At 68.3% G+C, this 13,263-nt stretch carries 18 protein-coding genes; 7 read left to right on the plus strand and 11 right to left on the minus strand.

Annotated features, from left to right (window positions below; translation table 11 throughout):
- Positions 1-129 precede the first annotated feature (129 nt).
- Positions 130-459 (minus strand): hypothetical protein, encoded by a 330-nt coding sequence (locus OG285_RS05950; RefSeq protein WP_371790398.1) that lies wholly within the window; start codon positions 457-459, stop codon positions 130-132.
- 26 nt (positions 460-485) lie between these two features.
- Between OG285_RS05950 and OG285_RS05955 the strand changes: the two genes are divergently transcribed.
- Positions 486-1,034, plus strand: coding sequence for a DUF4262 domain-containing protein (locus OG285_RS05955; protein WP_371790399.1), 549 nt, complete (start codon positions 486-488; stop codon positions 1,032-1,034).
- A gap of 42 nt (positions 1,035-1,076) precedes the next feature.
- On the opposite strand, the gene OG285_RS05960 is transcribed toward OG285_RS05955, so the two are convergent.
- The 3 genes from OG285_RS05960 to OG285_RS05970 all read right to left on the minus strand — a co-directional run bounded on the left by OG285_RS05960 (position 1,077) and on the right by OG285_RS05970 (position 3,943).
- Positions 1,077-2,183, minus strand: coding sequence for a transposase (locus OG285_RS05960; RefSeq protein WP_371793465.1), 1,107 nt, complete (start codon positions 2,181-2,183; stop codon positions 1,077-1,079).
- On the minus strand, positions 2,087-2,443 hold the full coding sequence (locus tag OG285_RS05965) for a hypothetical protein (RefSeq protein ID WP_371790400.1): 357 nt from the start codon (positions 2,441-2,443) through the stop codon (positions 2,087-2,089). Before OG285_RS05965 ends, OG285_RS05960 begins: the two co-directional genes overlap by 97 nt.
- A gap of 75 nt (positions 2,444-2,518) precedes the next feature.
- Positions 2,519-3,943: a transcriptional regulator gene (locus tag OG285_RS05970; protein WP_371790401.1), complete on the minus strand. Its 1,425-nt coding sequence runs from the start codon at positions 3,941-3,943 to the stop codon at positions 2,519-2,521.
- Positions 3,944-4,179: 236 nt separating this feature from the next.
- Here OG285_RS05970 and OG285_RS05975 point away from each other — a divergent pair, with 236 nt between their 5' ends.
- The 6 genes from OG285_RS05975 to OG285_RS06000 all read left to right on the plus strand — a co-directional run bounded on the left by OG285_RS05975 (position 4,180) and on the right by OG285_RS06000 (position 9,152).
- Positions 4,180-4,329, plus strand: a complete 150-nt coding sequence (locus OG285_RS05975; RefSeq protein ID WP_371790402.1) for a hypothetical protein — start codon at positions 4,180-4,182, stop codon at positions 4,327-4,329.
- 95 nt (positions 4,330-4,424) lie between these two features.
- Positions 4,425-4,577, plus strand: coding sequence for a hypothetical protein (locus OG285_RS05980; protein WP_371790403.1), 153 nt, complete (start codon positions 4,425-4,427; stop codon positions 4,575-4,577).
- Positions 4,578-4,734: 157 nt separating this feature from the next.
- Entirely contained in the window at positions 4,735-6,423 is a 1,689-nt protein-coding gene (locus tag OG285_RS05985) for an asparagine synthase-related protein (RefSeq protein ID WP_371790404.1), read from the plus strand.
- On the plus strand, positions 6,417-6,725 hold the full coding sequence (locus OG285_RS05990; RefSeq protein WP_371790405.1) for a PqqD family protein: 309 nt from the start codon (positions 6,417-6,419) through the stop codon (positions 6,723-6,725). The genes OG285_RS05985 and OG285_RS05990 overlap by 7 nt, the downstream gene beginning before the upstream one ends.
- On the plus strand, positions 6,725-7,156 hold the full coding sequence (locus OG285_RS05995; protein WP_371790406.1) for a lasso peptide biosynthesis B2 protein: 432 nt from the start codon (positions 6,725-6,727) through the stop codon (positions 7,154-7,156). The genes OG285_RS05990 and OG285_RS05995 overlap by 1 nt, the downstream gene beginning before the upstream one ends.
- A gap of 103 nt (positions 7,157-7,259) precedes the next feature.
- On the plus strand, positions 7,260-9,152 hold the full coding sequence (locus tag OG285_RS06000; protein ID WP_371790407.1) for an ABC transporter ATP-binding protein: 1,893 nt from the start codon (positions 7,260-7,262) through the stop codon (positions 9,150-9,152).
- A 119-nt stretch (positions 9,153-9,271) separates the two neighbouring features.
- Here OG285_RS06000 and OG285_RS06005 read toward each other — a convergent pair whose 3' ends face one another.
- From OG285_RS06005 to OG285_RS06035, 7 genes are all read right to left on the minus strand, one after another.
- Complete coding sequence (locus OG285_RS06005) at positions 9,272-9,886, minus strand: JmjC domain-containing protein (protein ID WP_371790408.1); 615 nt, start codon at positions 9,884-9,886, stop codon at positions 9,272-9,274.
- A 14-nt stretch (positions 9,887-9,900) separates the two neighbouring features.
- A complete protein-coding gene (locus tag OG285_RS06010) occupies positions 9,901-10,242 on the minus strand; it encodes a hypothetical protein (RefSeq protein WP_371790409.1) in 342 nt (113 codons plus the stop codon).
- Between the two features lie 150 nt (positions 10,243-10,392).
- Positions 10,393-10,749, minus strand: coding sequence for a hypothetical protein (locus OG285_RS06015; protein ID WP_371790410.1), 357 nt, complete (start codon positions 10,747-10,749; stop codon positions 10,393-10,395).
- Positions 10,750-10,878: 129 nt separating this feature from the next.
- Positions 10,879-11,541 (minus strand): hypothetical protein, encoded by a 663-nt coding sequence (locus OG285_RS06020; RefSeq protein WP_371790411.1) that lies wholly within the window; start codon positions 11,539-11,541, stop codon positions 10,879-10,881.
- The gene (locus OG285_RS06025; RefSeq protein ID WP_371790412.1) at positions 11,538-11,738 is read right to left on the minus strand and encodes a DUF5999 family protein; all 201 of its coding nucleotides are present in this window, start codon (positions 11,736-11,738) and stop codon (positions 11,538-11,540) included. The genes OG285_RS06020 and OG285_RS06025 overlap by 4 nt, the downstream gene beginning before the upstream one ends.
- Positions 11,739-12,138: 400 nt before the next feature.
- Positions 12,139-12,618 carry a DUF6415 family natural product biosynthesis protein gene (locus tag OG285_RS06030; RefSeq protein ID WP_371790413.1) on the minus strand — a complete coding sequence of 160 codons (480 nt, stop codon included), beginning with the start codon at positions 12,616-12,618 and terminating at the stop codon, positions 12,139-12,141.
- Positions 12,619-12,651: 33 nt separating this feature from the next.
- Positions 12,652-13,128 carry an ATP-binding protein gene (locus OG285_RS06035; protein ID WP_371790414.1) on the minus strand — a complete coding sequence of 159 codons (477 nt, stop codon included), beginning with the start codon at positions 13,126-13,128 and terminating at the stop codon, positions 12,652-12,654.
- Between the last annotated feature and the right edge of the window lie 135 nt (positions 13,129-13,263).

A 13,263-nucleotide genomic window follows, 5' to 3' on the forward strand; every position in this document is an offset into this window, starting at 1 on the left:
CTTGCTCAGGTCTCGGGCGATGATGGTCATCGGCACCCTGCTCGCCCGCGCCGCCGGATGGCGCCCCAGACCCGCAAAACCCCACCTCATCACCCGCTGCGAAACCCACCTCTACCGACTGCAAACCATTCAGACCACGACCAACACTCTCTCCAACAGCACCGCCCAAATGATGACGCGGGACGGATCACACGCCACATTCATCTCCACAATGCGCCCAACTTCCCTGCTCTGGTCCAAGAGTTCCGCGACCTCCTTACCGGCATTACTGACAGCCTGGCCCGCAGGAAACAGCGCGTCCTCATCGCCATCGACGAAGTCGACCGCCTCGGCTCCGACACCCAGGCACTGGTGGCTTTGTTCACGAGTTGAGGCTTCTGGCACAGATCTTGGGGAGCCATCGCAGAGGGTGAGGGCGCTGTTCGATTGGGAAGGTTCCAAGCCCTGGTGGCTCGACATAGGGGCTCACCTCGTACCCTCCGCACATGACTGATGATCCGTTCCGGTGCCGTTGTGTCCTCTGCCATGACTACGGCGACCGGGACGAAGCGGACCGCATGGATCTGACGGTCATCGAGCATGTGCAACAGCACGGATGGCACGTCGTGATGGTCCCCGAAGACGAGATCGGTCCTGGATTCGCTTACACGATCGGCCTCGCACACACCCACGGCGGACCTGAACTCGCCATGTTCGGGCTCGATATCCACGCCATGCACCGCATGCTCAACACCCTCGGAGAGAAGTCCGCCGCAGGCGAAACACTGGCAGACAGCCAGAGCCATCCTGATGTTGTCGCCGGCCATCGAGTCGCGCTCAGGCAGGTTGATCGCGGCTGGTACCGGACCTTCTTCGGGCAGGCCATCGGCTTCTACCGGCGGCCGCCTCTCCCTGTAGTACAAGTCGCGTGGCCTGATACCGAGGGCCGTTTCCACTGGGATGAGAGCGCGGACAAGAGGCATCGCGAGTCACAGCCTCAGTTGTGGCTGCCTCCGAGTGACCATCCGGTCGGAATCTGGACGACCGAACTCTGATCTGCGACGCGGTGGGTAGAGAGCCGACACCCAGGCGATGCACTACTGAAGCAAGATCATCTTGCGTAGGAGTTCAAATCCGGCCCGACCGTAGAGCTGCCGCTTGATCTTCTTGATGCGGTTCACGGCACCCTCGATACTGCCCGAGCTCCAGTCCAGAGTGAGCCCGGCAATCACGGCGTTGAGGTCTCGGTGCAGATGGAGTGCAAAACCGGTGAGCCCGGGCAGCCGGCTGGCATCGACTGCGTCGATCCAGGTGGGGAGCGTGGCGCCGAGGCGGTCGGTGAGTATCTCGCCGAAGTCGCGGACGTGTCCTGCAGCTGTGTCCAGTGCGGGACAGCGGGCCAGGACGTCCTTCAGACCGGCCCGGTCCTCCTCGGTCAGGGCCGTAGGATGTCGGGTGATCCAGCCGGTCACCTGCCGCACCGTCGGCGGCCGCGGCGGTGCTGCGGACGGAGCCCCGCGCAAGGTGGCAATGTAGGCTCGGACCATGCCGTAGGTGACGGGATCCCGCTCGGCGACCAGCTCGCCATGCAGCCGGGTGACGCTGATACATCCCTCAGCGAAGCGTCGCTCCAGGTAGGGCTTGTAGGGGTCCAGCCTGCTGGGCCGGGGGCGGTTGTCGCGGATGGTGTCCTGCCAGCGTGCGGCGTTCGCGTACCGGAGCACGGTGTTCAGCCCCCAGCCCAGGTGCCGGGCGATCGCCCGGCGTGAGTGGCCCTGGGCGAGCATCTCGTGGACCAGGGCGTGTGCGGCCTTCTTCCATTCGGCCCGCCGGCCGATGGGCGCCGAATCGTCCTGTCCCCGGCCGGAAGCCCGTCCGGTGGCTTCCGGCTGCATGCCGCCGGGCATCGGGTTGCGCAGGCAGTCGCGGTGGGCGGCGACGCAGGTTTCCACGGCCCGGCCGAGGCCCTGCCACAGATGGAACCGGTCGGCGACCTGCAGGGCGTCGGGGGCTCCGCGTCGGGCACCCTCGGCGTAGGCGCCCGCCCGGTCCCGGCAGATGACCTCCACGCCGGGGTGGCGGTCCAGCCAGGCGGCCAGCGGCCCGGCTACATCTTGTCGCCGACGCTGATCTCCGGAACAGTCGTGGTACGCGGGGTTCCGTACTTGCCTGTGCGGTCGGCGAACCGGTGTCCCGTCGGCCAGGGTGAACCGGACGGCTCGTCTTCCGGGGCGGGCTCAGGTTCGATTTTACCGTCAGAGTTGTAGCTGGAGGTGTAGGCGAACTCGTCGCACGACTCGATCCCCTCGTCACACGCCACCACCAACACCCAGCAGCGCGCACCGAACAAGTCCGCAGCCTCCTCACCACCTCGGGCCGACCACGCGACCCGGTCCGCGAGAACCGTGCAGACGGCGACCCGTACCCGCGCCTGTGGGACCAGGTCAACTGAGATGTCCCGCACCCTGGCGTCTCAGTCGACCTGGTCGCCGCAGTTCACGGCCTTGCTCGCAGCCCAGACCGTTCGAGACGGGACAGGTCAGCTCAGGGCAGCAGAGATAAGTTCACGCATCTTTCGCCCAGCCTGCCCACGCTGGAAGGGTTCGGTTTCGTCGTGGAGTTCCACGAGACGGTCGGCCACCCGTTTCGATCCGATGTCCCCGAACAGGGCCAATGCGTGCTCGGTCTCCTGCCGTGCCCCGTCGAGTTCCCCGGCCGCAAGATGGGTGCGCGCGAGGCCAACGTGGTCGAATGCCTTGCTCCGCACGCGGTGGTCTGGCCGGCTCTCCATGGCCCGGTTCAGGAGCAGCACGGACTGTTCGGCGCGACGGAGCCGGTCGGGCCCGCTGCTCTTCTTTGCGGCGATCTGATGGGCAACTCCGAGCGTGGCTGAGAGTTCGGCCGCGTCGAAGAACGCCATGTGCGGTGGTTCGTCTCCGGGGACCACGCGGGTGAACGCTTCCTCTGCGTGTCCTGCTGCACGTTCGGAGTCGGGAAGGTGGCCGAGGATCGCGTGGAAGCGGGCCTCAAGGGAGGCCAGCATGGAGGTGGTCGCCGGGCTCAGCCGCCGACGGGCTCCGTACTGGGCGAGCGCGACCAGGTCGAGCGCGTCCTCGTAGTGGTCGAGGTGGGACATCTGCCGGGCCATGCATTGCAGGATGTGCGCTCCCAGGCCCTTGTCACCGCCTACAGATGCAGCGTGCAGGGCGGTGATGAACAGGCGTTGTGCGCTGGTGTGGCGGCCGGCGTCGAAGGTCATCCAGCCCGCGACGGAGCCGAGGTCACCGACGGCCGAGAACAGCTCCCGTCCGGTGGCGGCCGTGTAAGAGCACGTGTTGAGCATGTCGACGGCGTCGTCGAGCTGGCCGATGACCGCTTTGCGGGAGAGGGCCCCGCCGTGGCGGTTGTCCAGGTCGCGGAAGGTCGCGGTAACTGCCCGGATGCCTTCCACCTGTGCCATCCCGATGCGCCCCGAGCGGGCCTGTAGAGCCTCGCTCGCCTCGGTGGTGGAGGGCGCCGATGCCCACTGCTGGAGAGGGCTCAGCAGGTTATTGCCCTGGTGGACTGTGCTGGCTTCGGCACTGATGCGGGTGGTCGGCAGCATGAATTCGCTCCGGATGATGTGTGTCAGAGCACCAATGGTGCTGGACGCCTCCCACGGCAGATCGGGGTGGCCCGCGTTCGCGGGTCCCTGCGGACCAGGAAGGCCGAGGTCTGCGCAGGTCATCGGAGTACCGGCCCGCATGCTGATCACGTCTGCGATCAACTGCGGGACGGGGGGACGCGGCATCTCGCCCTTGAGCCACCGGCGTACGCGGCTTTCGTCCGTGGCGACGCCGCGCTCGCCGGTTTCGGTGGCTCGATCGGTAATGGCCCGAGCCAGCTCTACGTTCGACATCCCCGTACGCGTGAGCCAGTACGCCAGGAATGTGTTGGGCCGCCGGTCGATCGGGGGCCTTCCCATGGATGCCTCCGTCTGCTGATTCAGACCAGCGTATGAGGAGACGGACAACCGGGGAATGGGGCCGGGTACTTCGCCGAAATTCGCCGAGCCCGCCTCCGTTTCGCGCCGACTCACACGCCGTTCTCTGCCGCCTTTCGCCGAGTTCCGGTCGTCCTCGATCTCTGGTGATCTGGTGTTGCCCCGGCAGGGACATCCGGCCGAAGGGCGAACAGCTCACCGATTGAGAGGTTGTTCCCATGATCGAGATCAGCTCCGAGAACACCGTGCAGGACATCCAGACCGCCCCGGTCTTCGCTCCGCTGATGTCCGTCGAGGCCGTCACCACGGCGACCCGTGGCCGACAGGTCTTCAACGACTCCGACAAGGACAACTACTTCGAGGGCTGATCCCCTCGCGGTCCTCAGGTGCCGGTGCTGCCCGCTCTCCAGGCCGGGCAGCACCGGCACCGCCCCGCAGCCCGTCTGTGAAAGGAACTCGCGTCATGGACAACACCCCTGTCATTGCCACCGCGGCGAAGCCGCAGGAGCACCCGGTATTCGCGCCGGCGCTGTTCACGGCCTCGGTCGTGCGCGTCACGCGCGGCGGCGAAACGGCCACTGAGCCCGACAAGGACATGTTCTTCTTCGGCCCGTGAACCACGGGCTTTCCCGTGCGGCGCGACACACCTCTTTCTGAGTGGTCGCGCCGCATTTCGTTCGACACCAATGTGAGGAGTGGGCGTGAGCCAAATGTGGGTTGTTGGAGGGCCGGGCCTTGCCGAACCGTACGGGGGCACTGAGGTGTCCCCGGGTGTGCGGGCCTGGCACACCTGCAAGACGGTCCAGAGCGTGCGCGAGGGGCCGGTCAGCGTCAGCGTGATCGGGGACTGCCGGGTGAGTAAAGCCGTGCTGTGGACCGCAGGGCTCGCTGCCGCGCGCCGGGGCCGGTGGGAAGACCTCACCCGGTGGGCCGGGTCGTACTGGGCCGTGGCCAGCCACGGGGACCGCACGTTCATCGCGGGCGATCTTGCAGGAGCGCGCGCGCTGTTCGTCGGCCGGGGTGAGAGAGGCGTGGTCTGGGGCACTCAAGCCTCGCGGGTCGCCGCTTCTGTCGGATCGGACCCTGACCTTGCACTACTGGCCGCACATATCGTGGCCGGAGCCGAGCACTGGCCTGACCGGTCACTGTATGAGGGAGTGCACCAAGTGCCCGGCGGCAGCGGCCTGTTGGTGCAGGGTGACCGCTGGGAGACCGTGGACGTGACCGGCCTGCCCTCCCCGGTCACGCTGTCCGAAGGGGCAGCACGAGTCGGCCAGGCGCTCACCGAGGCGACCGAAGGCTACGCCTGCGAGCACGACGAGGTGGGCGCCGACCTGTCCGGCGGGCTGGACTCCTCGACGCTGGTACTCCTGGCCTCGCAGCGGCGCCCCGTGCGGGCGGTGACCTACGGCGGAAGGCTGGCCAGTGCCGAGGACACCGGGTTCGCCGCCCGGGTCGCCGAGTACGCGAGGATCGAGCACCACCTGTGCGAGGGCGGGCCCGACACCTGGCATTTCGCGTCGCCGCCACCTGTGCCGACGGACGGACCGACGCTCGCGGCTGCGATCGCGGGGATGGACGCCGCCTATCTGCGTCCGGCGGCCGGGCTGGGAGCCCACCTGACCGGACACGGCGGCGATGTGGTGCTGGAATCGTCCACGGCAACGTTCGTGGACCTCCTGCAACGCGGCGAACGGCGTCCGGCAAAAGCGCAGTTGGCGGATTGGGCGCGGCTGCGTGATCAGGCGCCCGGACCCCTGTGGCGGCAGGTAAAAGCATCGGCCGCCCTGGGCCGCGGCGGAGCCGTAGAGGAGGCAGCCGGCATGATCGAGGGAGCACGCTTCGACGGGGTGCCACGGGTGTGGTCGTGGTGCAGGCCGGGCCCCGCCACAGGGTGGCTCACCGCCCATGGCCGTTCCGTGGTGGGGCAGTTGCTGCGCACATCAGCGCAGGACCAGCCCGACGTGTCGGCCGGCGCATGGGACGACTGGTCCGCGTTGCGTCTGAACGGTGCCGCAGCCCGGCATGAGGTCACGCTTTACGAACCGCTCGACGTACGCCCGGTGTATCCGTTCCTGGACAACGCTGTCGTCCGGGCCTGCCTGGCCATCCCCGCACATGAGCGTCGCCGCGGTGGCGAGTACAAGCCGCTGCTCGGCGCGGCGCTGCCCGACCTGCCTACCTGGCTGACCGGCCGCCGCTCGAAAGGCTCCTTCGGACCGGTCTTGCTGTCCGGGATGCGAGCCCACCACACCCAGCTGCACCGCCTTGTCACCGCGAGTCCGCTCGTGCAGGCAGGGCTGATGGACGCGCGGCAGATCGGGGCCGACCTGCACCGGGCGGTCGGCGGCGAGGCATCGGCGCCGCGCGCCGCTCTTCAGCAGTTCCTCACGGCCTGCCTCTGGCTCGGAAACCTCCCGAACCCGGCCACCGTCCCGACATCGAAGGCGGCAGCATGCTGAGACGACCGGACCACGTCCGTACGGCCGCCATCGGACACGGCACCACGGCGGTGCTGAACCTCCGGACCGGGAAATGGGTGTGGATGGACGAGGACACCCGCCGCATCTGGGAAGCGGCCCTGACCGCCGGAAGCTCGATCCGCATCCTGATCGACACCATCGCGGCCCGGGGGCACAACCCGATGCAGGTACAGGAAGCGGTGGCCGCGACCATGGCCACGCTCCACGATCACGGGCTGCTCACCGAACACCGGGCGACGCCCCGGCGCCGGACGCTGCGGCAGGTGATCACATGCCGCTGATGGCCGAACGCCATAACACGGCACCCGCCCCTCCACTGGTCTTGCGTGCTCTGGCAGTCCTCGCCCTGGCCCTTGCGGTCCCCGCTCATCGCCTGCCGCTGGTCTGGCTGATGCGGGCCACCAGGCTGCTGGCGCGCTTCCCGCCGGCGGACACCGCCTTCGCCCGAGAAGTACACCGGGCAGTGCTGGCTGTGCGCCCGGCGTGGTGGGGCGGACGACTCGCCTGCATGGAGGTGTCACTGGCCACCGTGATCGCCCTGAGGGTGTGCGGACACCGGGTCCACTGGGTACTCGGCGCCCGGGCGCTTCCCAACGAGGCACACGCCTGGGTCCAGGGAAAGGGCTACACGCTCGGGCTGGAGGAGGACGATCCGGTGCGCCCATGGGCCGCCGTTCTCATCACACCGGACATCACCCGCACAGGTGAATGAAGAGGCGTCATGTTGACGTTCGGGGCGTCTCACCTGCCCGATTGCGCGGCCGGGCAGGTAACTCGGCTGCACCCCAACGCAGATGTCCTCTACATCATGGGGGGTGACGACACCCGCACCCGCGACCGGCGCGCCGCCGGTCATGCGCCTCAAAGTAGATCCGCATCACACGACCGCTGCCTCGATCAGCACCTGGGCCATCGCCCGTCGGCTGCCCACCGCCCTGCGGTCGGCGGCCCGCCTGGGCTGGGCTGCCGACCGCAGAGCCCTGATCATGATGGGCTGCGCGCAGATCGCAACCGCACTCCTGGCGGCAGTCGCGCTCGCGGCGACCACCACGGTGGTCCAGCACGCACTCGACATCCTCAACGCGTTCTCCGACGGCCGCCCCGTGAACGCACTGGCGAGCGCGGCCATCCCCTCTTTGGTCATCGTCACCGCCGCGCTCATCGGGCGTTCCCTCACCGATGCGACAGCTCAGGGGGCCGCCGCGCGGCTGGGGCCGAAGGCGGCGCGCGAGGCGGACATCCAGGTTCTCGCCGCCGCAGCCGCCGCCGAACTCTCGGCCTACGAACACCCCGGGTTCGAAGACAGCCTGGATGCGGCCGGACGCGGCGCTGAATCCTGCCAGGAGCTCCTTCAGGACGCTCAGAGCATGGTGTCCGCGCTCGCGCAGATCGCCGCCGCCGCAACGGTCCTCTGCTCTCTTCACCCGGCGCTGCTCGGCCTTCTGGTCCTCGCCGCAGTGCCCCGTGGGATCGCAGCGGTGAAGGCCGCCCGCATCGAACACGCAGCCGCTCACGACACCCTCTCTGACAACCGGCTCCGCTCCACGCTGCGCAGCTACTCCACGACGCGCAGCACGGCCGCGGAGATCCGCGCCTGCGGCATGGGGCCCTTCCTCTCCGAGCGGTACGGGCAGGTGTCCGATCGCCTGGAGAGCGAAGCACTGTCGGCCGCACTGCGCGCCCTGCGGGTCCGCCTCGGCGGGGACGCCGTCTCCAGCCTCGCGATGATCGCCGCATGGGCGATGCTCGGTGTTCTCGTCTCGGCCGGGAGCATCAACCTGGCCGCGGCCGGCACAGCCCTGTTCGCCATGCGTACGTCGAGCAGCACGCTGACGATGATGACGCGCGCCGGGGCCCGGCTGTTCCGCACCAGCCTGTTCCTCGACGACTGGTCCGCGTTCCTGCGCACCGCCCACGAACTGCGAACGCGCCGTGGCTCTGCCGAGGCGCCCGCAGGCGGCCCGACCGTCATCAGCGCCCGGAACATCTCATACACCTACCCGGGCACATCGCGCCCGGCACTCGCGGCCATCCACCTCGAACTGAAGAAGGGCGAAGTCATCGCCCTGGTGGGCGAGAACGGCTCCGGGAAAACAACCCTGGCACATCTCCTGACGGGGCTGTACCTGCCCGATCAGGGGCGGGTGGAATGGGACCAAGTCGACCTTGCCACCGCAGTCCCGGAGAGCGTGTGGCGGTCCGTAGCGATGGTGCCGCAGGACTATACGCGCTGGCCCCTGACCTGCCGAGAGAACATCACCCTGGGCACACCAAGAGAAGAAGGCGACCCGGCTGTGCACCGGGCGGCCGAAGAAGCCGGGGCGGCGAGCGTCGTTGCGCAGCTCCCCGCAGGGCTGGACACGTCCCTGGCCCGATCGTGGTGGGGCGGTCACGACATCTCTGGCGGGCAGTGGCAGCGCATCGCCATCGCCCGAGCCTTTCACCGCGATGCTCCCGTGCTGGTCCTCGATGAGCCGACAGCAGCCCTTGACGCCCGTGCGGAGCACCAAGTTTTTTCCAGGCTTCGAGAGCTGTCAGCCGGCCGCACCGCTCTGTTCATCACGCACCGGCTGGCCAACTCCCGCGTCGCCGATCGCGTTGTGGTGCTGAACAACGGCACGGTCGCGGAGGCCGGTACGTATGAGGAACTTCTCCACGCCGGAGGGCTTTTTGCCGAGCTGCACGCACTTCAGGAAGGCGAGAGTTGAGGGCCCGTACCACCCGGGAGAGTGGTGAGCGGTACGGGCCTCCCGCACGGCGGACTCGGGGTCTCGCCGGGCGGGAACCGGCCGCGTGCAGGGGTCACGCGGCCGGTGTCGGAGGCGGGTCAGGCCGACGCGGCGAGTGGTGCGTCGGTCACGGCTAGCACCAAGTGCACCGAGCGGTCCGGTGTCGTCACCTCGTGCTTGACGCCCCGGGGAAGGAGCAGCACGTCGCCGGCCCGGGTCAGCACCTCACGCGGCTGACCGTGCGGCTCCGGCCACAGCCGCCAGGACTTCGCCCCCCGCAGCTGCACGATCACCCCGTCCCACACGTCGTCATGCGCGCCGAAGTTGAGGTCTCCGGCACTCGACTCGTACAGGGTGGCGACGACCCGGTGGCGGACCAGGCCCGCCAGGCGCAGCGCGACCAGGCTGTACCAACCGTCGGACCGGGCGTGGATGCTCTCGAAGACGCGGGTCCTCGGCCGCTCCGCGTAGGCAGATGTGACGGCCTCCTCACTCACCTCTCGGTGAAAGGCGGCTCCGTCCACCAGCGCCACCGTCTGACCGGGGGGTTTGTCCTCGACCGGGATCGGCAACGACGCGATCCACTGCTCGGGGAAGACGTGCGGCAGGTGGATGAGCTGCATGCCTGGCCCGGGAGTGCGGCGCGGCACGACCGCGGAGCTGAGGCGCGTGTAGATGGTGGAGGCCATCTCGCGCTGCGATGCGATATGCACAAGGCTTTCCTCCCTCAGACCACGTACACGTGGCTCGTACGGACGCGGACGCAGTCGCTGGCCACGGGCATGGCGGCGTAGCGGCCGTATGCCTCGTCTGTGGGGTCGGTCACCTGGGTGGTGTGCAGCACGTCGTCAAGGGAGACGTCGCTGAGCTTGCGCGGACGCAGCTCCACGACGCCCCGTGCGGTGTCGACCTCCTGGACCAGCACCTCATCGTCAGCCACCGGTACCCCGGAAGGCGCCAGAAGAAGCTGGAAGGCGGCCCCGGCGGGGTGGCCGTCGAGCATTGCCTTGAGGCGACCGAGCAGGTCCGCTTCCTGAGCCACCAAGGTGCCGTCGGCAAGGATCGTCACGGAATCTATCTCCTCTTATAGCTGTGGACGTGGGGCCGGATGCCAGTCACCCGGTGGTGCTCGATGTGCGGTGGCACTCTGGGCCACCGCGTCCGCCCGGGAAGCCAGACGGAGCTCTGCAACCTGCGGAATGCTCCGGGGCTGCCTCCCTCACATCACGTACAGGTGGCCCGCGCTCCCGTCGGGGCGATAGTGCGTGCGGCAGTCGCTGGCCATGGGCATGGCGACGTAGCGGCCGTATGCCTCGTCTGTGGGGTCGGTCACCTGGGTGGTGTGCAGCACGTCGTCAAGGGAGACGTCGCTGAGCTTGCGCGGACGCAGCTCCACGACGCGCCGGGCGGTGTCGATCTCCTGGACCAGGACCTCGTCGTCGGCCACCGATACCCCATTGGGGGCCAGGAGGAGCTGGAAGGCCCCACCGGCCGGGTGCCCGGCCAGCAGTTCCTTGAGACGGCCGAGCAGGTCGGCATCCTGAGCTACCAAAGTCTCGTCGGCAAGGATCGTCACGGGGTTCAATCTCCTCGAATTGCTATGGCCGTTGGCCGGGACCGTCCAACGGGGTGGTGCTCGATGCGCGGCGGCCTGGATGCCACCGCGTCCGCCCGGAAGCGGAGCGGGGTCGGCCGTGTGCAGGGATCACACGGCCGGAGCCAGTGGGAGTACAAGGTCGTCCAGGTCCACGACGGTGAAGGCCCGCAGGGTCCGCACGAGCTGGGAGGCGAGGAACCAGCGCAGCGCGGGGGCGCCGTACGGGACGGGGGTGTCGTCGCTTTCCAGGGCCTCAAGGCCGCTGTGGGTGTACGCGTACGGCGTCCCGATGACCCCGTACAGGGGAGCACTCTGCGCCAGGAACGCGATGTGCCCGTGATCTGCGAGGTGATCACACCGTTTCGCGGACAGGCGCGCGTGCCGCAGGCAGACCGGAGGCTGAGCAGTGCGTACGGGGGCACCCGTCGCGGGCATGCCGTTCTGCGCGCTCTCCAGGAACAGGATGCCCTCGGGCCTACGGGCGTCCCCGACGCACACCTGACACCGCAGCCCGAGCATGGTCTCGCGCTGACGGGCAGGGTGGACGAGTCCCCACCGCGGGTCCCCGGCTGGCAACCCTTCCTCCCCGATCGACTGTGAGACGCGGCCCCAGAGCACGCCACGCACGTCACGGTCGTCCCTCGTCTCGTCCCAGTAGCCCAGGCGCGCAATGCCGGCGGAGCCGAACGTGGCTCGCAGGGAGAGGAAGACGTCCGCCTCCTCCCCGACGCGAGCGGTGATGTATGGAACCGGGATCTTCTTCTCGTTCACGCTGCTGCTCCGATCGCGTCGGCGGGGCGGTGCGGGGCGATGATCTTCCCGTTTGGCAGGATCTCGCCGGTGTCCTCGAAGCACAGGACGCCATTGCACAGCAGCGTCCACCCCATGACGTGGTCGCGGGCAACGGGTTCGGCCGCTTCGCGATCCGGCCTGACAGAGGCGGGGCAGGGGGGCTCATGCTGGCACATGCTGGTGACTCCTGGTCGATGGAGGGGGAGCCCTCTTCGGCGGTCCTACGGAGGCGCGGGGGAGCGGTGGTTGGCCGCCGAAGAGGGCGTTCGGGGGGCGTGCTGCGCGGCGGGTCTGGCTATCGCGGTGGTCGTCCAGCTGTGGATCCGGCCCTGCAGAGCGGCGAGGGCATCCACCGCAGGCGCGGGTGTGGGAAGCGTCCCGGCCGCGAATGAAGTCGCTGACCATGAGGGCGAAGCAGATGCAGGACGCGCGGCAGGGGCCGCAGAGCAAGGCTGTTCTTCACGAGCCTGGTGTCCGCGAGGCGTGCTGCGTACACCTCGTAGTCATACGCATCGGCCGGGGAATCAATCAGCATGACGCCCACCGACGGGTGCTTGCGGGCGTTGGAGTCGTGCGTCATGCACCCTCCCTGATGATCTGTGCCTCGATCAGCGCGTCGACCAGGTCGGACAGCGCGAAGGCCAAACGCCGGGCACGAGCCACGACCCCCCGCTGGCAGTCGGGAGCGTGTTCTTCCCGCACGGATTGGCCGCGCTCGATGAGCACCACCATGACCTTCGTGGGCGGGTCCTTCCGGTCGGCGCCGGCGATATCGCTGAGCCTGATCAGGTGGCCACACAGCCGGTCGACCAGCTCCACCGTCGGGGCCTCGGGCGCTGCGGTGCCCTCTGAGGTGCCTGCCTCCACGATGTAGCCGATGGCCGTGTCCAAGTCGGTAAAGATCGCCTCGACGTCGAGTGGGGTCCACGCTTTGACGGCTTCTAGGAGACGCATCAAGCCGTCTGCGTCGAGCGGCGGTGTCCACCGGGCAGCCACGGGCCCGCCGCGGTGCGCGGAAACCACGTTGGCCTGCGGGGCCAGAACAGTGAGGGACATCGGATCTCCAGATACGGCGCCAGCTGCGAGGGGTTAGGAACGCTCGGTTTCAGTTGGGGCTGCGATGAAGACCCAGACGTCTTTGCCGGCCGGGGTGATGGACACTGACATGTCGTTCGCCAGGGCGCGCACCAGCATCAGGCCGCGGCCCCCTTCGGCGAGCAGGCCTGCAGAGGCCGTGCGGGCAAGCGGACAGCGGTCCTGATCACGAACGATTGCGGTCACACCGTCAGGAACCTGTTGAAGCAGCAGGCTGGCCATCCGGGCCCCGTTGCCATCTGCCGCTGTGTGCTGAATGACGTTGGTCAGCAGTTCATTGACCACAATCAGCAGTAGGTCGATGCTTCCGCTGGCGATGCGCCACAGGCACAGATGCGCTTGCACTATGTCCCGTACGGTGCCCAGATCTTCGGCACGGACGTCGAACGTCATGTCGAGTTGGCCGCCCACGCTTCTGGACATGGCTGGAATGGAAACGCCTTGCTCGCGTGTATCGAGGAGAAGTTGCACCCTGTTCCTTCCGTTCCGCCGGAACCGCTTCAACAAGCTCCGGTTGCGGTGTGTACTGGAACCCAACTGATCAGCAACCATTCAGACAGAGCGCACCGATCGTGGGCAGTGCCTGATGCCGACAGCTCGAAATAT

It is taken from the genome of Streptomyces sp. NBC_01471 (genome assembly GCF_041438865.1).
In the GTDB taxonomy this organism is placed as follows: Bacteria; Actinomycetota; Actinomycetes; order Streptomycetales; family Streptomycetaceae; genus Streptomyces.

Coding starts and splice junctions, on each gene's coding strand:
- OG285_RS05995 (WP_371790406.1), top strand. CDS start 6,725: ATGGCCGAACGCCATAACACGGCACCCGCCCCTCCACTGGTCTTGCGT.
- OG285_RS05975 (WP_371790402.1), top strand. CDS start 4,180: ATGATCGAGATCAGCTCCGAGAACACCGTGCAGGACATCCAGACCGCC.
- OG285_RS05980 (WP_371790403.1), top strand. CDS start 4,425: ATGGACAACACCCCTGTCATTGCCACCGCGGCGAAGCCGCAGGAGCAC.
- OG285_RS06030 (WP_371790413.1), bottom strand. CDS start 12,618: ATGTCCCTCACTGTTCTGGCCCCGCAGGCCAACGTGGTTTCCGCGCAC.
- OG285_RS05990 (WP_371790405.1), top strand. CDS start 6,417: ATGCTGAGACGACCGGACCACGTCCGTACGGCCGCCATCGGACACGGC.
- OG285_RS06025 (WP_371790412.1), bottom strand. CDS start 11,738: ATGTGCCAGCATGAGCCCCCCTGCCCCGCCTCTGTCAGGCCGGATCGC.
- OG285_RS05955 (WP_371790399.1), top strand. CDS start 486: ATGACTGATGATCCGTTCCGGTGCCGTTGTGTCCTCTGCCATGACTAC.
- OG285_RS05970 (WP_371790401.1), bottom strand. CDS start 3,943: ATGGGAAGGCCCCCGATCGACCGGCGGCCCAACACATTCCTGGCGTAC.
- OG285_RS05950 (WP_371790398.1), bottom strand. CDS start 459: ATGTCGAGCCACCAGGGCTTGGAACCTTCCCAATCGAACAGCGCCCTC.